Here is an 18,490-nt window from a genome sequence, read left to right on the forward strand (position 1 = left end):
GAGGTGGTGCCGAGGAACCGGCGCACAGTGGCGTACTCGCGCAGGGAACCGTCGGACCGGCGGGCCCGGACACGGTTCGTGGCGCGACCGTCGTCGGAAGGGGGACAAGCCGCGCGGGAAGCGGTCGGGGTGGGCGTCGACGGTGTGGCGCCGCCTTTGCCGAGCCGGACCGGGAGGGTGTGCCCACCACGTCCATCCGGAGGAACATGCAGGCCAGACGGCGAAGGCACCCCGGGACGCGGGTGCCCGGAGCCGTGGGCCGACACGTCGGACGGATCGGCGAATGGTGCCCCCGGTGGGATTCGAACCCACACTGTACGGTGTTTGAGACCGCTTTCTCTGCCAGTTGGAATACGAGGGCGAAAGCAATTCACTGCATTCTGTGGTGAACCGATCCTAGCGGGTTCCGGGCAACCCGCGGCAGCCGACCCGCCTCACACCGGCCAGCTCAGGAACCGGCTGCGCGGCGGCCCGTCCCCGAGCACGTGCAGCACCCCACCCGGCGCCGGGACGGGGTCGCTCCCCCCGGTCCCGGGCACGTCCGGCCAGCGCAGGGCGGGCGCCACCGACGGGGCGACGACGAGCGGGTGCTCGGCGAACGTCGTCGCCAGCGGGGTGTGGACGTGCCCGCACACCACCAGCGTCGGGTCGCTGCGCGCGGCGAGCAGGGCCTCGAACACACCGGCCTCGAGCAGCCGCATCCCGTCGAGGACCGGGTGCCCGACCGCGACCGGCGGGTGGTGCAGGGCGACCAGCAGCGGCGCGGGGTCCCGGACGGCCTCGGCGAGCAGGGCGACCGCGGCGTCGGACAGCGCACCGTGCGGCGCCCCGGGGACGAGGGTGTCGAGCAGCGCGACGGTGGTCCCGCCGGTGCGGTGCAGCCGGTCGCCCACCGGTCCGACGGCGTCGGCCATCGCGGCGCGGTCGTCGTGGTTGCCGGGCACGTGCAGCGCGCCGAGGCCGTCGAGCAGCCGTGCCGCGGAGGCGTAGGACTCGGGGGCGCCGTCGTCGGCGAGGTCGCCGGTGACGAGCACGACGTCCGGCGCCGGGTCCAGCGCACGGACCCCCGCGACGGCGCGGGCGGCCCGGCCGTCGGTGTCCGGGCGGCCGAGGTGCAGGTCCGACAGCTGGACGACGGTGGTCACCGCGGGATCCGCTCCAGCAGGGCGGCCGCCTCCATGTGGTGGGTCATCGGGAACGCGTCGAACGCCCGCAGCGCGGCGGTGCGGTACCCGGCGGCGGCGAACAGCGACAGGTCCCGGGCCAGCGCGGCCGGGTCGCAGGCGATGTGCACGATCCGCTGCGGGGCGCGGGCGGCGAGGTCGCGCACCGCGGCCTTCCCGAGCCCGGCGCGCGGCGGGTCGGTGACCACGACGTCGGGGTCGGGGCCGAGCCGGCTGATCTCGCGCTCGGCGCGGCCGCGGACGAACTGGACCTGCGGCAGGTCGGCGAGCGCGGAGGCGCCGTCGGCGACCGCGGACGCGGCGGACTCGACGACCAGCACGGTCCCCGACTCCCCCACCTGGCCGGCGAGGACCGAGCCGAGCAGCCCGACGCCGCCGTAGAGGTCCCAGGCGACGCCGCCGGTGGGGGCGTCGGCCCAGTCGCGCACGACGGACGCGAGGGTGTCCGGCAGCGCAGGGTGGACCTGCCAGAACGTGCCGGCCGACAGCTCCCAGGTGCGGTCCGCGGCGTGCACGGTCGCGCCGGAGCCGACCCGGGCGGCGCCGTCGCCGACGACGGTGACGTCGAGCTCGGAGTCGGGCCGGAAGCGGCGCTCCAGCACCGGCGGCAGCGCGCCGGCCGGGACGAGCGGGCAGTCGCCGATCTCGCACACGTCGTGGCTGCGGTGGGCGCGCAGGCCGGGGACGCCGTCGTCGTCGACGGCCAGCCGCACCCGGGTGCGCCAGCCGAGCGGACCGCCGGGGAGCTCCTCGACCTCGACGGCGGCGAGGTCGGCGGTGGCGACGACCGCGGCGCCGGCGCCGAGGCGCTCCAGCTGCTCGCGCAGGACCGTCGTCTTCAGGGCGCGCTGGGTGGCGTGGTCGGTGTGCTGGAAGTCGCAGCCGCCGCAGCCCCCGGGACCGGCCCACGGGCAGGCGGGCTCGACCCGGTCCGGGGACGCCTCCAGCACGGCGACGGCGTCGGCGCGGCAGAACGCCCCGCCCGGGTCGTCGGTGACCACCGCACGGACCAGCTCACCGGGCAGTGCGTGCCGGACGAACACGACCCGGCCACCGTCCCCGTCGCGGGCCACGCAGTGGCCGCCGTGCGCGACGGGGCCGACCCGCAGCTCCAGCATGCGGTCGGTCCAGTCGGTCGCCGTGTCGGCGTTCACCGGTTCTCCTTCCTCGTCACCCGGGGTGCGGACGGGGTGCCGCCACCCGTCCCGACGCCCGCGCCGTCGCGGCGTTCGCCGGGCAGCTGCTCCATGCCCGGGTAGCCGCGCCGGGACGCCCCCGGCGCCTGCAGCGGCGACAGCGCCCGTGTGCGCGACGACGACGGCAGCTGCCACGGCACGCTGGTCACCATCACCCCCGGCTGGAACAGCAGCCGCGTCTTGAGCCGCAGCGCGCTCTGGTTGTGCAGCACCTGCTCCCACCAGTGCCCGACGACGTACTCCGGGATGTAGACGGTGACGACGTTGCGCGGGGAGTCGGTGCGGATGCGCTTGACGTAGTCCAGCACGGGCCGGGTGATCTCCCGGTAGGGCGACTCGACGACCTTCAGCGGGACCGGCAGGTTCCGCTTGTGCCACTGCTCGACGAGCTTCTTGGTCTCGGAGTCGTCGACGTTGACCGTGACCGCCTCGAGGATGTCCGGGCGGGTCGCGCGGGCGTAGGCCAGCGCCCGCAGGGTCGGCTTGTGCAGCGTCGAGACCAGGACGACGGCGTGGTTGCGCGAGGGCAGGACGTCGTCGGACTCGTCGGCGACCAGCGCGGCGGCGACCCGGTCGTAGTGGAGCTGGATCATCCGCATCAGCACGAAGAACCCACCCATCGCGACGATCGCGATCCAGGCGCCGAGGGCGAACTTCGTGACGAGCACCGTGACCAGCACGACGCCGGTCATGCAGGCGCCGAACCCGTTGATCGACTGGGCGCGGCGCATCCGGCGGCGTTCGGACGCCGAGGGGTCCAGCGCGAGCTCCCGGTTCCAGTGCCGGACCATCCCGGCCTGGGACAGCGTGAACGACACGAACACGCCGACGGTGTAGAGCGGGATGAGCCGGGTGACCTCGGCCTGGAACCCCACGACCAGCAGGATCGCGAACAGCGCGAGCGCGACGATGCCGTTGGAGAACGCGAGCCGGTCGCCACGGGTGTGCAGCTGACGGGGCAGGTAGCGGTCCTGGGACAGGATCGAGCCCAGCACCGGGAAGCCGTTGAACGCGGTGTTCGCGGCGAGGACCAGGATCAGCGCCGTCATCACGATGACGAAGAAGTAGCCCGGCGGGAAGTTGTCGAACACGGCGTCGGCGAGCTGGGCGATCATGGTGTGCTGCTCGTAGCCGGGCGGCGCGTCGGGGAACTGGCGGGCCGGGTCCTCGGCGATCTGGACGTGGGTGAGCTGGGCCAGGGCGATCAGCCCCATGAACAGCGACACCGACATCACGCCGAGCAGCAGCAGCGTGGTGGCCGCGTTCCTCGACTTCGGCTTGCGGAAGGCGGGCACCCCGTTGGAGATCGCCTCGACACCGGTCAGCGCGGCGGCGCCCTGGGTGAAGCTGCGCAGCACGAGCAGCACGAGCGCCAGGCCGGTGAACGCGTCGCCCTCGGCGACCAGGCGCAGGTCGGCACTCTCCGCCCGCACGGAGTCGCCGAGGATCAGCACCCGGGTCAGGCCCCAGATGATCATCGTCGCGACGCCGATGACGAAGGCGTAGACCGGGATCGCGAAGGCCGCGCCGGACTCGCGGATGCCGCGCAGGTTGATCGCGGTGAGCACGACGATCGCCGACACCGCGAACAGCACCTTGTGCTCGGCGACGAACGGCACCAGCGCACCGATGTTGGCCGCGGCCGCGGAGATCGAGACGGCGACGGTGAGGGTGTAGTCGACGAGCAGGGCGCTGGCGACGGTCAGTCCGGCGTTCTTGCCGAGGTTCACCGTCGCGACCTCGTAGTCGCCCCCGCCGGAGGGATAGGCGCGGACGTTCTGCCGGTAGCTGGCGACGACCGTCAGCAGGACGACGACGACCGCGAGACCGATCCACGGCGACATCGCGTACGAGGCGACACCGGCGACCGACAGGGTCAGGAAGATCTCCTCGGGGGCGTAGGCGACCGACGACATGGCGTCGGAGGCGAACACGGGGAGGGCGATCCGCTTCGGGAGCAGGGTGCTGGTCAGGCGGTCGCTGCGCTGCGGTCGTCCGACCACGAGCCGCTTGAGAGCGACGGCGAGCTTGGACACGGGGCGCAGCCTATGCCCCCGCTCCGTTGCGCTTCGCGATAGCGTTCACTCCGCGTCGTCGGCGTCCGCGTCGCCGCGTACAGAAGGAACGAACCGTACATCCCGGGCCCCCCACCCGGCGGAAGGACCCCTGACGCCATGCACGTCGTGATCATGGGATGTGGCCGCGTCGGCGCGTCCCTGGCCTCGGGCCTGGAGCGGCTCGGCCACGAGGTCGCGGTGATCGACCGCGACCCGCAGGCCTTCCGCAGGCTCGGCCCGGACTTCCGCGGGCGCCAGGTCGTCGGTTTCGGCTTCCACCGCAGCGTCCTCGACGAGGCCGGGCTGGAGTCGGCCGACGCGTTCGCCGCCGTCTCCTCCGGGGACAACTCCAACATCATCGCCGCCCGGGTGGCGCGCGAGAGCTACGGCGTCGGCAAGGTCGTCGCCCGGATCTACGACGCGAAGCGTGCCGCGGTGTACGAGCGCCTGGGCATCCCGACGGTCGCGACGGTCCCGTGGACGACCGACCGGCTGCTGCGCATGCTGCTGCCCGACGGCGTCGCCACCGCCTGGCGCGAGCCCACCGGCACCGTGGCCGTCCTGCCGCTGCCGCTGCACGGGGACTGGGTGGGGCGCCCGATCCGCGACCTGGAGCGGGCGACGAGCTCGCGGGTCGCGTTCATCGTGCGGTTCGGCACCGGGGTGCTGCCGACCAAGGACACCACCGTGCAGCACGAGGACACCGTCTACGTGGCGGCGGTCTCGGGCACGGTCAGCGACGTGACGGCGGCCGCCGCGGCGCCGCCCGAGGAGGACTGATGCGGGTCGCGATCGCGGGGGCGGGCGCCGTCGGGCGGTCCATCGCGCTGGAGCTGGTCGAGTCCGACCACCGGGTCATGCTGATCGAGCGCGAGCTGACCCACATCGACCCGAACGCCGTCCCCGAGGCCGAGTGGGTGCACGCCGACGCCTGCGAGCTGTCCTCGCTGGAGGACGCCGGCATCGAGGGCTGCGACGTCGTGATCGCCGCGACCGGCGACGACAAGGTCAACCTGGTGGTCTCGCTGCTGGCGAAGACCGAGTTCGGGGTCCGTCGGGTGGTGGCCCGGGTGAACGACCCGCGCAACGAGTGGCTGTTCGGCGAGAACTGGGGCGTCGACGTCGCGGTGTCGACGCCGCGGCTGCTGGCGGCGCTGGTCGAGGAGGCCGTCGCCGTGGGTGACCTGGTGCGGCTGCTGACGCTGCGTCAGGGGCAGGCGAACCTCGTCGAGGTGACGCTGCCCGAGGACACCCCGCTGGCCGGACGGCCGGTGCGGGTGCTGGAGCTGCCGACGGACTCGGCACTGGTGACGATCCTGCGCGGCGGCCGGGTGATCGTGCCCCAGCCCGACGACGCCCTGGAGGGCGGCGACGAGCTGCTGTTCGTGGCGACGACGGCGGTCGAGGAGGACATCCGCGCCGCCCTCATGTGACCCTGCCCGGGACCGGCGCGCGGACGTCGCGCGCCGGTGCGGGTCAGGCGGTCGCGGTGCGGGCGCGCTCGGCGCGCCGCACGATGAGGATCGTGGCCAGGATCGCGATCCCGGTGAGCGGGTAGCCCATCGCGAGCCGCGCGACGCCCAGCCAGGTCTCGGAGTCGGCCAGGTACAGCCCGCCCTGCACGACGACCTTCGCGAGGAAGGTCGTCGCCCACACCGCGGTGGCCCAGCCGTAGGCACGGACCAGGTGGGGGTCCCGGCGCCACTCGGTGCCGTGTCCGTTGATGCCGTGCCAGATCACCCCGGCCAGCGGCCAGCGGGCGATGATCGAGATCAGCGCGACGATCCCGAGGGCGCCGCTGTAGAGCAGACCGGGTAGGTAGAAGCCGCGGGCCTCGCCGGTCCGGCTCGCGACGAGCGCGCACACCCCGACGCCGAGCAGGCCGGAGATGGCCGGCATCACCGGGTCGCGCCGGACCAGGCGCCACAGGAGCACCAGCACCCCGGCGCCGAGCGCGGCGTACAGCGCGGTCCGCAGGTCGCCGAGGACGTTGGCGACGACGAACACCACGACCGGGATCGTCGAGGCGACGATCCCGGTGACCCCGCCCATCTGCTCGAGCAGGGTGGGGCCCGGAGCCCGGCCGCCCGCGTCCGTCGCCGGTGCCGCCGCGGACCCGGTCCGGTCCGGCTCGGGCCCGGCGGCGTGCGCCGGTGCCGTCACCGGCCGGCCGAGGGGCGCGGCCCGGTCCTGCGGGTCCACGTCGGGGACACGCGGGATCCGGGTGGTCGGGGCGTCGTGGTGGTGGTCGTTCAAGCCGGTCCGATCCGTCGGCTCAGGAGCAGACCGCGCGGGTCCCGCGGGTCACTGCGCCTGGCAGATCTCGTAGTACGGGTTGTAGAGCACCTTGCGACCGTCGCGGACCGAGATCCGGCCGCGGACCCGCATGGTGCGCCCGGCCTCGATGCCGGGGATGCTGCGCCGGCCCATCCAGACCAGGGTGACGCCGTCGGTGCCGTCGAACAGCTCGGCCTTCAGCGTGGCGTCGGCACTCTGCGGACAGAGGTCGACGCTGCGGATCCGGCCGAGCATCGTGACCTCCTCGCCGCAGGCGCAGTCGCGGGCCGGGCGTGCCCCGGTCTCCTCGACGTCCTCGGCGAGATCGCGCGCGTCGAGCTCGTCGACGTCGCTGGTGAGTTTGCGGAGCATCCGGCGGAACGCTCCGCCATCCGTGCTGCCCATGTCTCTCCTCGGCCCGCATCCGGTACCGGCCCGGGGTCACCGGACCCTCCGGTGACCCGCACTCGCGTGGCGACCCGACAGGGTGTCGTGGTGGCGCCGAGAGCGTAACGCGCGGACGCTCCGGTTTGTGCCCGTGGCGGCCCTGACCTCCCGGTCACCGCCCCGCCGACCGGTTCCCGGGCCGCGCCCGGTGGTCGGCGGGCGGGCGCGGGCCGGGCGTACCGGACACCCGCGCCCACCGCGCTCCGGCTCAGTCCCGGCGGTGCCGTCCGAGGTCGCGGGGACCGGTGCCGCCCGCGCGCCGACCGGACGACCACTGGCCGGTCAGCCCGGACCCGCCCGCCGCACGGCCGGCGTCGAGCGCGTCGGGGACGTCGTCGGTGTCGTCGTCCGCGGTGCGGGCCGGGTCCGCGTCCGCGGGGTCCTCGGCGGCGCGGGCCGCGGCCCGTCCGGCGGCGGCCCGGCTGGCCCGGTAGTCGGCCAGACCGGTGACGCCGCCGTGCCCGTTGCTGCGGTCGGCCCCCCGCCCGTCGGCGTCGGGTCCGCGGTCGGCCGACGCGCTGCGGAGCAGGTCCTGCAGAGCGCTGCGTGCCTCGTCGGCCGAGGTGGGACCGCCTCCGTGCCAGGGTCGGCCCGCGTCGCCCGCGGCCCGGAACAGGTCGTCCCCGCCCGGGCCCGGTTCGGCCCGGCCGTTCGTACCCGGCTCGGCCCGGCCCGATTCCGGCCGGCCCGGTCTCGCCGGGTCGTCCGTTTCCCGGCCGGACGGGCCCGGCGCTGCGGGGCCCGGCACTGCAGGGCCCGGCGCGGCGGCGTTCGCCGACCCGGGGCTCGCCGACCCGGGGTTCGGCGACGCGGGGACGGCGGGCGCGGGACCCGCGGTGCTGCTCCCGGCGTCGGGGGCGGCGTCGGGTTCGCGGCGTCGTCCCCCGCCCGCGGGGGCGTCGAGGGCGACGGCGGCGAGCAGGTCGGCCACCGAGGTGCCCGCCCCCGCTCCATGCCGGCCGGAGCGGCGGCTGGCGGCGATCTCGGCGGACAGCCAGCCGTCGTCGTCCGGGGTGGGGTCGGCGGGTGCCGTGTGGCCGGGCGCGTCCGCGGTGGGGCGGGCGCCCCGCCGACGACGGGTCGCCGCGGGCGCGGCGGGCTCCGGCGGGGCCGGGAGCCGGTCGAGCGTGGCCTCCAGCAGCGGCACGTCCGACAGCGGGATGTCCTCGATGGCCCCGGTGGGCTGCGCCGCCGGTTCGGGGGTGGCGGCCGGGGTGTCCCGGGTGCGCCCGGCGAGCAGGTCCGCGGCGTCGACACGGGTGGCGTCGGCCGCGCGGTCACGCCGGGAGCGCCGGCCCGCCCCACCGGTGCCCGGTACGGCCGTGCCCGCGGCACCGCCGGCGGTGGTCGCGCTGCCACGGGTCTCGCGCCCGTCCGCGGCGTCACCGTCCCCGAGGCCGGTACCGGTCCCGATGTCGGTACTGCCGCCGAGGGCCGAGCCGACACCGGGAGCCGTGCCGGGGTCGAGAGCCGTACGGCCGTCGAGGGCGGTGCCGGACAGGGGGGCGCCGTCGTCGAGGGCGGGGGCCGGCACGGGGGTGCCGGTGTCCAGGATGTCGCCGCCCGACGCGCCCCGGCCGAAACCGGTGAGCGGGGTCGCGGACCGGTCGTCCTCGGCACCCGCGAGCAGGTCGGCGACCGACAGCGCGGTCACCGCCGGGTCCCGGCGGGCCGGGGTCTCCACCGGCTCGGGCTCGGCGGCCCGGACCGGGGCGGCCGCGGACGGCGCCGGGTCCGGTGCGTGCAGCGGCGCCGGGGCGTGGATCGGCTCGCGGCCGGGCAGCGGGCGCGCACCGGTGTCGGCCCCGGGCCGGGCCGGGCCGGCCGCGGGGGCGACGCCACCCGTCGTCGGGATCGCGCCGGTCGGGGTCGCGCTGCCGGGGACGCCCCCGGCCGGGGCGCCGCCGAGGCGGTTCGCGCCGGTCCGGTCGGGCCGGGCCGGACGTCCGCGACGGCGGCCGGGCCGCGCCTCGGCCCCGGGGGTGACCAGCGGGCCGCCGGTCAGCGCGGTGCGCTCGGCGGGCGACTCGTCGGCGCGGACGGCGGGGGTGAGCTCCGTGCGCTCCGCGGGCAGCTCGGCCGGAGCCGCCGCGGCGGGGCGGCGGACCTGCGGCAGCGCGCGGGTGCGCGGGTCGGCGTCCTCGACCGACGGGCGGGGGCCCACCGGCCCCGCGGGGGGCTGCGTGGCCCGGGCCGCGGGGGCGGCGGGCGCGGTGCGGCGCGGACCGGCCGGGCGGGCGGGCTCCACCGGCGTCGCCGGTTCCGCGGAGGCGGCGGCCGGCACCGGGCGGGCGCCGGTCGCCGGGCCGGACGGCACCGGGGTCGCGCCGGTGCTGCCCGACGGCACCGGGGTCGCGCCCGTCGCGCCGGTGGGGGCCGGGACGGAGACGGTGATGCTGGGCTTCTGGGGCGCGACCTCGGGCTGCTGCTCGCGCAGGTGCTCGGGCAGCTCCAGCGGCAGGACCGTCCGCGGCGGGTACGGCGACTTCCCGCGGACGACGATGATCCCCCGCAGCACGCGGCGGAGCTCGACGTCGAGGGCCTCGACGGTCTCCAGCGACGCCGTCGCCACGCCGTAGACCATCCAGCGCGGGCCGTCGCAGCCGACGAACACCGAGGCGGCGTTCTCGGTGCGGGCATGGAGCTCGCGGCCCCAGTCGCCGCGGGCGTTGCGCACCCGGGCGCCGCCCTTGCGCAGGGACTGCTCGATCTCCGCGGACAGGTCCGCCCACAGACCGGACGACCGTGGCGCGGCCAGCGCGCTCACCGCGATCCGGCCCTCGGCCAGCAGCAGGTGCACGGCCTGGGGGCGCTCGGCACCCGTGGGCTCCAGCTTCAGCTCGGCGCCGTAGGGCACCGGGACCTGCAGGGCACCGAGGTCGACGCGGGCGAGCGCGTCGGTCATCGACGGGTCGAGCTCCTCGACGTCGGCCGGGCCCAGCGGGCGGCCGCCGCTGCCGGGCGGCGGGACCGAGAGCGGGGCGTCGCCGACGCCGTACTCGTCCTCGTCGTACTCGTCCTCGTCGTCGTAGTCGTCGTACTCGTCGTCGAGGTCGTCGGACGGCGGCGCGGAGGGGCGCCGGCCCCAGGACGGGTCGTCGGGGTCGCCGCCGTCGAAGCCCTGCGGGGTGCGGTCGCGGGCGTAGGCGAGTTCGTCGTCCTCGGCCCGGTGCGACAGCAGCGGCGGCTCCTCGTCGTCCCAGCGGCCGTCGGGGGCGACCCGGTCGTCGTGCGCAGCGGGTGCGGGATCGGGCAGGCGCCCGGAGGCGCCGGCGGCGGGCGGGCGGCCGGTGGTGTCGCGGCCGACCGCGCGCACCGCCGTCGTCGCCGCGGCGGGGCCGTCGGGGGCGGGGACGGCACCGGTCCGCGGGCCGGCCGGGCGGCCGTTCGCCGGTACCGGACGGGGACCGGCGGTGGGCACGGAGCCGTTGCGCCCCGGCGCGGGCGGCCTGCCGTTCGGCGCAGCGGGTCCGGAGCCGTTGCGCGGGGCCGCGCCGTTCACCGGCGGCGCCCCGCGACGGGCGTCCTGCTCGGCGTAGTGGTCGGCGTAGTCGTCGTAGTCGTCGATGTCGGAGTCGCCGTAGCCGGGATAGCCCGGATAGGCACCCGTCCCGGTGTCCTCGACCCCGTCCTCGGGACGGATGTCGAACATCCGACCGCGTGCGCGTCCCGGCATCTACTGGTCCCCTCCCCCGGCGACGAGCGCGGCGTTCCCGCCGGTCGAGCCGTGACCGGCAGCGCCGCGTACCGACGCGGGCAGCGCGGCCACCTCCACGAACCGGGCCGTCTCGACCCGCTGCACCACCAGCTGCGCGATGCGGTCCCCCCGGCGCAGCTCCACCGGCGTGTCCGGGTCGGTGTTGACCAGGCACACCGTGATCTCGCCGCGGTACCCGGCGTCCACGGTGCCGGGTGCGTTGACGATCGACAGCCCGCAGCGGGCCGCGAGGCCGGACCGCGGGTGCACGAACCCGGCGTAGCCCTCGGGCAGCGCGATCGCCACCCCCGTCCCGACGAGCGCCCGGCGCCCGGGCTGGAGGACCACGTCGGTGGTCGTCACGAGGTCGGCCCCGGCGTCCCCCGGCCGCGCGTACGCAGGGTGGGGGACGCCGGGGTCGAGCCGCGTCAGCAGGACGTCGACGGACGCTGCTGCCGGCGGCTGGTCCGGGGGAGCGGGCACGGAACCGGGCACGGCGGGCGACGCTACCCTGGGCCCCGTGAGCGAACGGGTTCCGGAGACCGACTCTGCGACGGCTGGCCCTGCTGCGTTCGACGAGCGGTTGTCCGTCCCGGTGTGGTGGTACCTGCTCGCCGTCGGGCTCGGTGTCCTGATGGGCGCGCAGATCCACATGGGCTATCCCGGCCTGCGGGCGTGGCTGGGCTATCTGGTCATGGTGCCGCTGTGCGTCGGCGTCCTGTGGTGGATGGGCCGCAGCCGCACCACCGTCCGCGACGGCGTGCTGATCTCGAACGGCCGGGAGCTGCCGCTGTCCGCGGCCGGGGTCACCGACACCGTCGCGCGCGCCGACAAGCAGCAGGCGATGGGCCCCGACCTCGACCCGCAGGCCTACGTGCTGCACCGGGCGTGGGTGGGGCCGCTGGTGCGGGTCCAGGCGACCGGCCGCGAGGAGCCCTACTGGGTGCTCAGCACGCGCCGTCCCGACGCGCTGCGGGCGGCGATCGCCGCGCAGGCGCCGCACCCCCAGCAGAGCTGACCCCGCGGACGCACGACGGGCCCCGGCGGAGTCCGCCGGGGCCCGTCGTCGTGGTCCCGCAGTGCGGGCCCGGTCAGGCCGCGCAGTCGCGGCAGAGGAACTGCCCGCCCGAGGTGCTGGCGAGACGGCTCCGGTGGTGCACCAGGAAGCAGCTCGCACAGGTGAACTCGTCCGCCTGCTTCGGCAGGACGTTCACCGTCAGCTCCTCGCCCGACAGGTCCGCGCCCGGGAGCTCGTAGCTCTCCGCGGTGTCGGTCTCCTCGACGTCGACGACCGCGGACTGCGCCTCGTTGCGGCGCTGCTTGAGCTCGTCGAGCGAGTCCTCGGCCATCTCGTCGGCCTCATTGCGACGTGGGGCGTCGTAGTCGGTCGCCATCAGGTCTCACCCTTGCCTTACGTCCGTGCTGCTCGATTCGGCCCTCGAACAGCGGTACTTCGCATCGGTTGGTCGTCGCGTGCCGCTGAGGAACGTCGCGGGAAGCGGGTTTGTGCCCGGCGCCCGGAGTGACGCCGGTCTCACCTTCCCCGGTGGTCCGGGTGGCTCGTCCGCCGTGCGTCCTGTCGCGGCCGGTCCGGCACCGGCGGCGGGGAGGGTAGCCCAGCGTCCGGCGGGCGTCGCAGCGAGTCCCCCGATCACGCCGGGTGTCGCCCGGGCGCGGGCGCCGCCGGGCGCACTAGTGTCGCCCGGTGTGACGACGAGCGCCCGCACGCCCACGCCCGGTGCCGACCCCGCCACCGTCGGCGCGTGGCTGTCCACGGCCCTCGGCGACGAACGGTGGCGCGAGGCGCAGCTCACCTCGATCGGCGCCGGGCGGTCCAACCTGACCTATCGGGTCTCCTCCCCCGCCGGCGCCGTCGTGCTGCGTCGTCCGCCGGTCGGCGAGGTCGCCGCGACCGCCCACGACATGGGCCGCGAGCAGCGCGTGATCTCGGCTCTCGGGCCGAGCGCCGTGCCGGTCCCCGCGGTGCTGGCCGCCGACGACGGCGACGTGCTCGGCGCCCCCTGCTTCGTGATGGAGCTCGTCGACGGCGTCGTGCCGCTGGACGACCTGCCCGACGGCTGGGCGTCCACCGCGGCGCAGCGCCGCGCCGCGGGCGACGCACTGGTGGACGTGCTGGCCGCGCTGCACGCCGTCGACCCGGCCGCGGCGGGGCTGGGTGACTTCGGTCGCCCGGACGGCTTCATGGAGCGCCAGATCCGCCGCTGGGGCACGCAGTGGGCCGCCGCCCGCGACGGCGACGACCCGGTCCCCGTCGACGCCGACGAGGAGTCCGAGCTCACCCGGCTGTCCGAGCGGCTGGCCGCCGACGTCCCCGCCGCGCAGCGGCACACCGTCGTGCACGGTGACTACCGGCTCGACAACTGCGTGTTCGACGCCGAGGACCCCGGCCGCATCCGCGCGGTGCTGGACTGGGAGATGTCCACCCTCGGCGACCCGCTGGCCGATCTCGGGCTGCTGCTCGTCTACTGGAAGCAGGACGGCGACGACGCCGTCTGGTCCGCGGCCCAGCCGCTGCCGAGCCCGACCGGCCTGCCCGGCTTCCCGACGCGGCGCGAGCTCGTCGCGGGCTACACCGCGCGGACCGGCCTCGACGCCGGTCCGCTGCCCTGGTACGTCGGGTTCGGCGCGTTCAAGCTGGCCGTGGTGCTCGCCGGGATCCTGGCCCGGGTCCGGGCCGGGTCGGTCCCCGAGGAGATGGCCGAGGGCCTCGACGGGTCGGTCGGCCCGCTCGTCGCGCTGGGGCACCACGTCCTGGACGGAGGGTCGTTCTGATGCTTCCCACCCGTACCCGCGGCGACCGTCCCTACGAGCGGCGCAGGACCCGCCCCATCCTGGTCACCACCGCGCTGCTGGCCGTGCTGGCCGTGGCCACGTGGGCGGTCGTGCTGGGCACCGCCTCGGACGGCTCGGCGTCGACGAACTGCCCGGCGCCGTCGTCGGGGACTCTGGCGGGCTCGAAGGTCGACCGCACCGAGCTGGAGTCGGCCGCCCCGACCGCGCCGGACGACGTCCGGTTCCAGGTCCGCAACGCCGGCGGGCAGCGCGGCCAGGCCAACCTGGTGTCGGCCGAGCTGAAGGATTTGCAGTTCGGCGAGGCCGGTACGCCGGGCAACGACACCGTGTTCCCCGACGGCGACCTGGACTGCATCGGACAGCTGCGGTTCGGCCCGGACGGTGCGGCGTCCGCGTCGACGCTGGCGCTCGCGCTGCCGTGCGTCGAGCTGATCCGCGACGACCGGCAGGGCGCGGTGGTCGACGTCGTCGTCGGGTCGGCGTTCACCGACGTCGCACCGGGCCGCGCGGCCCGCGACGTGCTGGACCAGCTGTCCGCGCCGGGGACCGAGGGCGGCCCGCGGGCGGACCCGGGCCTGCTGGCCCAGGCCCGCGCCGCGGTCTGCTGAGCCGCGACCGTCCGGGCGGGGGGTCCGGACCGCTCAGACGGTGTCGGCGCCGCTGCGGCGGGCCAGTGCGGCCAGGTCGGCGGCGACCCCGGGCGCGGCGGCGAGGGTGACGTCGGCACCGAGGGCGTCGCCGTCGACGGGACCGCGGACGCCGGGGCTGCCCGCGACGTGCACGACGGCGCCGGCCTCGGTCGCGATCAGCGCACCGGCCGCCCAGTCCCACCAGTTGCAGCCGTGCTCGAGGTAGCCGTCGAGCCAGCCGGCCGCGACCGCGCACAGGTCCAGCGACGCCGCGCCGGCCCGGCGCACGTCGCGGACCTCGGGGAGCATCGCCGCGACCATCCGGGCCTGGCGGGCGCGCCGCTCGGCACGGTAGGCGAACCCGGTGCCGACGAGGGACTGGCCCAGCTCGGTCGTCGCCGCGGCGCGCAGGGGGCGCCCGTCGAGGGTCGCGCCGAGCCCGCGCCCGGCCGACCAGAGCCGTCCGGAGGCGGGCTCGGACACGGCACCGGCGACGCCCTCCCCGTCGAGGACGGCGGCGATCGAGATCCCGTACCAGGGCAGCCCGTAGAGGTAGTTCACGGTGCCGTCGATCGGGTCGACCACCCAGCGCGCGGCGGCGGCGTCGCCCGCACCCTCCTCCCCGTACACCGGCTCGCCGGGGCGCAGCTGCGCGAGCCGGTCCCGGACGAAGCGCTCCACCGACGCGTCGGAGGCGGTGACGACGTCGGTGGGCGAGGACTTCGTCGTGACGCCGTCGTCGTGCGGTGCGGGCAGGCCGCGCAGGTGCTCCGCGGCCTCGGCCGCGACCTGCTCGGCGACGGCGCGCAGGGTGGCGGGATCGCTGCTCTCGTGCGGGCTCACCACCCCATCCGACCACGTGCGGAGCCACCCGGACGCGCGGGGCGGCGTGAGGTGCGTCCCCCCGGCCGGTACGCAGTTACAATGGAACGCGTACCCCGTCTCCGGGACGCGCGGCGACCACCATCGACGCCGGCGACCGAGGCGGTGGCAGGACAGGACATCCCGGCCGTCGTGGCCTCGTCTCCCCCGACGAGCGCGCCGCGACCGGGCCGCGTAACGACTCCAGCGCACGTAGCGAGAGGGCCCAGGTGGCAGCCGCAGACTCCGCAGCACGCAGCGACTCGACCGTCGAACCGACGTCGGGTACCGCATCCCGCAGCCGCCGTACTTCCGGCACCACGAGCACCGCGTCGGCGACGACCGGCACCGCCAAGAAGCCGGCCGCACGCACCCGCAAGCCCGCCGCGGCGGGCGGCACGGCGACCAAGGCCGCGCCGAAGACCGGCCCGCGCAAGGCCGCCCCGAAGAAGGCCTCCACCAAGAAGGCCGACGGCGACGAGCCGGACGCCGACGGCGACGAGGTCGTCCTCGAGGACGGCGAGGTCGACGCCTCGGACATCGAGGCCGATCTGGCCGAGGCCGCGAAGGAGGAGACCGCCGACGAGTCGTCCGACGACGACGATGACGACGACTCCGACGACGAGACCAACACCGGCAAGAACCGGGTGGCACCGACCACCCGGGCGTCGCAGCAGAAGTCGGCGGACTTCGTCTGGGACGAGGAGGAGTCCGAGGCCCTGCGCCAGGCGCGCAAGGACGCCGAGCTCACCGCCTCGGCCGACTCGGTCCGCGCGTACCTGAAGCAGATCGGCAAGGTCGCGCTCCTCAACGCCGAGGAGGAGGTCGAGCTCGCGAAGCGCATCGAGGCCGGCCTCTACGGCGCCGAGCGCATCCGCAAGGTCTTCGAGTCCAACGAGAAGCTGTCCCCGCAGCTGCGGCGCGACCTGCGCTGGATCGTGCGGGACGGCGAGCGCGCCAAGAACCACCTGCTCGAGGCGAACCTCCGGCTCGTGGTCTCGCTGGCCAAGCGCTACACCGGCCGCGGCATGGCGTTCCTGGACCTGATCCAGGAGGGCAACCTCGGCCTCATCCGTGCGGTCGAGAAGTTCGACTACACCAAGGGCTACAAGTTCTCGACCTACGCCACGTGGTGGATCCGGCAGGCCATCACCCGCGCGATGGCCGACCAGGCCCGCACCATCCGCATCCCGGTGCACATGGTGGAGGTCATCAACAAGCTCGGCCGCATACAGCGTGAGCTGCTCCAGGATCTCGGGCGCGAGCCCACTCCCGAGGAGCTCGCCAAGGAGATGGACATCACCCCGGAGAAGGTGCTGGAGATCCAGCAGTACGCCCGGGAACCCATCTCCCTGGACCAGACCATCGGCGACGAGGGCGACTCGCAGCTCGGTGACTTCATCGAGGACTCCGAGGCCGTCGTCGCGGTCGACGCGGTGAGCTTCACCCTGCTGCAGGACCAGCTGCAGTCGGTGCTGGCGACGCTGTCCGAGCGCGAGGCGGGCGTCGTCCGGCTGCGTTTCGGTCTCACCGACGGCCAGCCGCGCACCCTCGACGAGATCGGCCAGGTCTACGGCGTGACCCGCGAGCGGATCCGCCAGATCGAGTCGAAGACGATGTCGAAGCTGCGGCACCCGTCGCGGTCCCAGGTGCTGCGCGACTACCTGGACTGAGCACCACCCGTCGCACGACGAGGGCCCCGCCGGACGATCCGGCGGGGCCCTCGTCGTCCGTGGTCAGAACAGGTCCGGCGTCGCGGGTGCGGCGTCGTCGAGGAACGCGGTGACGGCCGGCACGAGGGTCGCCGTCTCCCCCACCAGGCCGATGTGCGAGGTCGCGGGCAGCACCATCAGGCGCGCACGGGGGACCTCCTGCAGCATCCCGGTCGCCGCGGCCCGTTCGTCACCGCCGCCGAGCAGGCGGAACATCTCCACCGCGTGCTCGGGCCGCACGCCGTCGGCGTCGCCGACGATCACCATGGACCGGGCCGTGATCGCACGCATCCGGTCGTCGGGGATCTCCTGGTCCTCGGCGTTGAGGACCTTCACCTTCTCCACCCAGGCCGCGAACGCGACGGGGTCCGGCGTGTGCTCCAGGAAGGCCGTCTCGACGGGCGAGCCGGCCAGTGTCGTCGCGTCCATCCCGGTGATCGCGGCGTGCACGGCGGGGTACCAGCCGTCGCGGCGGAACGTCGCGGCCATCACGACGAGCGTGCCGACGAGGTCCGGATGCCGGAGCGCCAGCTGCAACGCCACGCCGCCGCCCTGCGAGTAGCCCATCACGTCCGCCCGGTCGACGCCCAGGCCGCGGAGCAGCGCCGCGGCGTCGTCGGCGAACTGCTCGTAGGACAGCGCACGAGGCACGTCCGGTGTCCGGCCCTGGCCCTGCATGTCGGCGACGACCACGGTGCGGTCGCCGGCGAGCCCGGCCGCCCACGCCGCCATCGAGCCGGCGGCCATGAACGCGCCCGGGAGCAGGAGCAGCGGTGGCGACGTCCCGAGCTCGCCGTACACCTCGTGGTACAGGTCCACGCCGTTCACCGACAGGTGCCCGCTCGAGGTCGGCGACAGGGTGGTGGTGGCTGCTCCGGTCATGGTGTCTCCCGCGGTGGGTCGAGGGCCCGTCCCTCTACCGACCGTGCCGGGGCCGCGGACTCATCGGCCCCGGCAGCGCCGTCAGCCCGTCTTGGACAGCTGTCCGCGCACCGCGCCGGTCCGGTACTGCTCGGTGTGGGTGTCGACGAACCAGGCGGCCGGGTTGGCCTCCAGGTCCTTGACCGTGAACCCGGTGCCGGTGTCGAACCCCGCCGACGACCACACCGGTGGTGAACGGCCCCTGCAGGCAGCCCTTGCTGGTCATCGGGCCGCCGGGCGGGCCCTGCGGGTCCGGGAAGACCATCCGCGGGTTGCCGGACTCGTTCGGCTGCCCCTCCTGCAGGTGCGTGGCGGTCCGCGCGGGGCTGCTGAACGGCGGGGTGACCCCGGTCATCCGGATGTCGTAGCAGACGATGTCCTGCTGGCTGTTCAGGCGCAGGGTGAACTGTCCGGTCGCGCCCTGCTGGCCGGGCACCGGTGCGCCGTCGTCGGCGCGGACCGCGTCCGGGGTCAGGGTCGCGGTGAGCGTGCTGGTGAACGTGGGGGGCTCCGGTACGGGTGCGTCCTCGGCCAGCGCCGGTGACGCGGTGAGTGCCAGTGCCGCCACCGCGCAGAGCGCGCCCCCGGCCCACCTGGTCGACCACGGTCCCATCGGTTCCCCCTCGTGTTCCACGCGTCGCTGCGGGGCCAGCATGCGGACACCGGGGCCCGGACGCGCCCCCTCGGGGCGTTGT

17 protein-coding genes, 1 tRNA gene and 1 pseudogene are annotated in these 18,490 nt (G+C 75.7%); 6 read left to right on the forward strand and 13 right to left on the reverse strand.

The features are described 5' to 3' along the window. Positions 1 to 284: 284 nt before the first annotated feature. From AC0GKK_RS04055 to AC0GKK_RS04070, 4 genes are all read right to left on the reverse strand, one after another. Positions 285 to 361: transfer RNA gene (locus tag AC0GKK_RS04055), tRNA-Leu, on the reverse strand. Positions 362 to 434: 73 nt separating this feature from the next. After that, positions 435 to 1,145 carry a metallophosphoesterase gene (locus AC0GKK_RS04060; RefSeq protein WP_489883195.1) on the reverse strand — a complete coding sequence of 237 codons (711 nt, stop codon included), beginning with the start codon at positions 1,143 to 1,145 and terminating at the stop codon, positions 435 to 437. Beyond that, positions 1,142 to 2,302: a class I SAM-dependent RNA methyltransferase gene (locus tag AC0GKK_RS04065; RefSeq protein ID WP_253068018.1), complete on the reverse strand. Its 1,161-nt coding sequence runs from the start codon at positions 2,300 to 2,302 to the stop codon at positions 1,142 to 1,144. Before AC0GKK_RS04065 ends, AC0GKK_RS04060 begins: the two co-directional genes overlap by 4 nt. 32 nt (positions 2,303 to 2,334) lie before the next feature. Next, entirely contained in the window at positions 2,335 to 4,416 is a 2,082-nt protein-coding gene (locus AC0GKK_RS04070; RefSeq protein ID WP_253068013.1) for an APC family permease, read from the reverse strand. A gap of 138 nt (positions 4,417 to 4,554) precedes the next feature. On the opposite strand from AC0GKK_RS04070, the gene AC0GKK_RS04075 reads away from it, so the two are divergent. Both AC0GKK_RS04075 and AC0GKK_RS04080 read left to right on the forward strand, forming a co-directional pair. Further along, positions 4,555 to 5,217, forward strand: coding sequence for a potassium channel family protein (locus AC0GKK_RS04075; protein ID WP_062402712.1), 663 nt, complete (start codon positions 4,555 to 4,557; stop codon positions 5,215 to 5,217). Next, positions 5,217 to 5,870: a potassium channel family protein gene (locus tag AC0GKK_RS04080; RefSeq protein WP_073576990.1), complete on the forward strand. Its 654-nt coding sequence runs from the start codon at positions 5,217 to 5,219 to the stop codon at positions 5,868 to 5,870. The genes AC0GKK_RS04075 and AC0GKK_RS04080 overlap by 1 nt, the downstream gene beginning before the upstream one ends. Before the next feature lie 43 nt (positions 5,871 to 5,913). On the opposite strand, the gene AC0GKK_RS04085 is transcribed toward AC0GKK_RS04080, so the two are convergent. The 4 genes from AC0GKK_RS04085 to dut form a co-directional block, all read right to left on the reverse strand. Next, on the reverse strand, positions 5,914 to 6,693 hold the full coding sequence (locus tag AC0GKK_RS04085; protein ID WP_489883196.1) for a DUF3159 domain-containing protein: 780 nt from the start codon (positions 6,691 to 6,693) through the stop codon (positions 5,914 to 5,916). 48 nt (positions 6,694 to 6,741) lie between these two features. Then, positions 6,742 to 7,119 (reverse strand): OB-fold nucleic acid binding domain-containing protein, encoded by a 378-nt coding sequence (locus AC0GKK_RS04090; protein WP_020622832.1) that lies wholly within the window; start codon positions 7,117 to 7,119, stop codon positions 6,742 to 6,744. A gap of 250 nt (positions 7,120 to 7,369) precedes the next feature. Further along, positions 7,370 to 10,813 carry a DUF3710 domain-containing protein gene (locus tag AC0GKK_RS04095; protein ID WP_489883197.1) on the reverse strand — a complete coding sequence of 1,148 codons (3,444 nt, stop codon included), beginning with the start codon at positions 10,811 to 10,813 and terminating at the stop codon, positions 7,370 to 7,372. A 24-nt stretch (positions 10,814 to 10,837) separates the two neighbouring features. Next, positions 10,838 to 11,353, reverse strand: a complete 516-nt coding sequence (dut, locus tag AC0GKK_RS04100) for a dUTP diphosphatase (protein WP_489883198.1) — start codon at positions 11,351 to 11,353, stop codon at positions 10,838 to 10,840. A 25-nt stretch (positions 11,354 to 11,378) separates the two neighbouring features. On the opposite strand from dut, the gene AC0GKK_RS04105 reads away from it, so the two are divergent. After that, the gene (locus AC0GKK_RS04105) at positions 11,379 to 11,876 is read left to right on the forward strand and encodes a DUF3093 domain-containing protein (protein ID WP_208819638.1); all 498 of its coding nucleotides are present in this window, start codon (positions 11,379 to 11,381) and stop codon (positions 11,874 to 11,876) included. A 73-nt stretch (positions 11,877 to 11,949) separates the two neighbouring features. Here AC0GKK_RS04105 and AC0GKK_RS04110 read toward each other — a convergent pair whose 3' ends face one another. Beyond that, positions 11,950 to 12,252, reverse strand: coding sequence for a DUF4193 domain-containing protein (locus AC0GKK_RS04110; RefSeq protein WP_010223990.1), 303 nt, complete (start codon positions 12,250 to 12,252; stop codon positions 11,950 to 11,952). 313 nt (positions 12,253 to 12,565) lie between these two features. Here AC0GKK_RS04110 and AC0GKK_RS04115 point away from each other — a divergent pair, with 313 nt between their 5' ends. After that, positions 12,566 to 13,651, forward strand: a complete 1,086-nt coding sequence (locus AC0GKK_RS04115) for a phosphotransferase family protein (RefSeq protein ID WP_489883199.1) — start codon at positions 12,566 to 12,568, stop codon at positions 13,649 to 13,651. Then, complete coding sequence (gene cei, locus AC0GKK_RS04120; protein ID WP_224402768.1) at positions 13,651 to 14,280, forward strand: envelope integrity protein Cei; 630 nt, start codon at positions 13,651 to 13,653, stop codon at positions 14,278 to 14,280. The genes AC0GKK_RS04115 and cei overlap by 1 nt, the downstream gene beginning before the upstream one ends. Before the next feature lie 33 nt (positions 14,281 to 14,313). Here the strand turns inward: cei and AC0GKK_RS04125 are convergent, their stop codons facing one another. After that, a complete protein-coding gene (locus AC0GKK_RS04125; protein ID WP_062404688.1) occupies positions 14,314 to 15,144 on the reverse strand; it encodes an inositol monophosphatase family protein in 831 nt (276 codons plus the stop codon). Positions 15,145 to 15,392: 248 nt separating this feature from the next. Here AC0GKK_RS04125 and AC0GKK_RS04130 point away from each other — a divergent pair, with 248 nt between their 5' ends. Beyond that, positions 15,393 to 16,835, forward strand: coding sequence for an RNA polymerase sigma factor (locus tag AC0GKK_RS04130; protein WP_208819636.1), 1,443 nt, complete (start codon positions 15,393 to 15,395; stop codon positions 16,833 to 16,835). 63 nt (positions 16,836 to 16,898) lie between these two features. Here AC0GKK_RS04130 and AC0GKK_RS04135 read toward each other — a convergent pair whose 3' ends face one another. The 3 genes and pseudogenes from AC0GKK_RS04135 to AC0GKK_RS04145 all read right to left on the reverse strand — a co-directional run. Further along, positions 16,899 to 17,756, reverse strand: coding sequence for an alpha/beta fold hydrolase (locus AC0GKK_RS04135; RefSeq protein WP_489883200.1), 858 nt, complete (start codon positions 17,754 to 17,756; stop codon positions 16,899 to 16,901). 81 nt (positions 17,757 to 17,837) lie between these two features. Continuing rightward, a complete protein-coding gene (locus tag AC0GKK_RS04140) occupies positions 17,838 to 17,981 on the reverse strand; it encodes a CHRD domain-containing protein (protein ID WP_489884086.1) in 144 nt (47 codons plus the stop codon). Between the two features lie 115 nt (positions 17,982 to 18,096). Further along, a pseudogene (locus tag AC0GKK_RS04145) lies at positions 18,097 to 18,450 on the reverse strand (CHRD domain-containing protein); the annotation flags it as partial. Positions 18,451 to 18,490: the final 40 nt, after the last annotated feature.

Source organism: Pseudonocardia sp. P-1 (assembly GCF_058111925.1).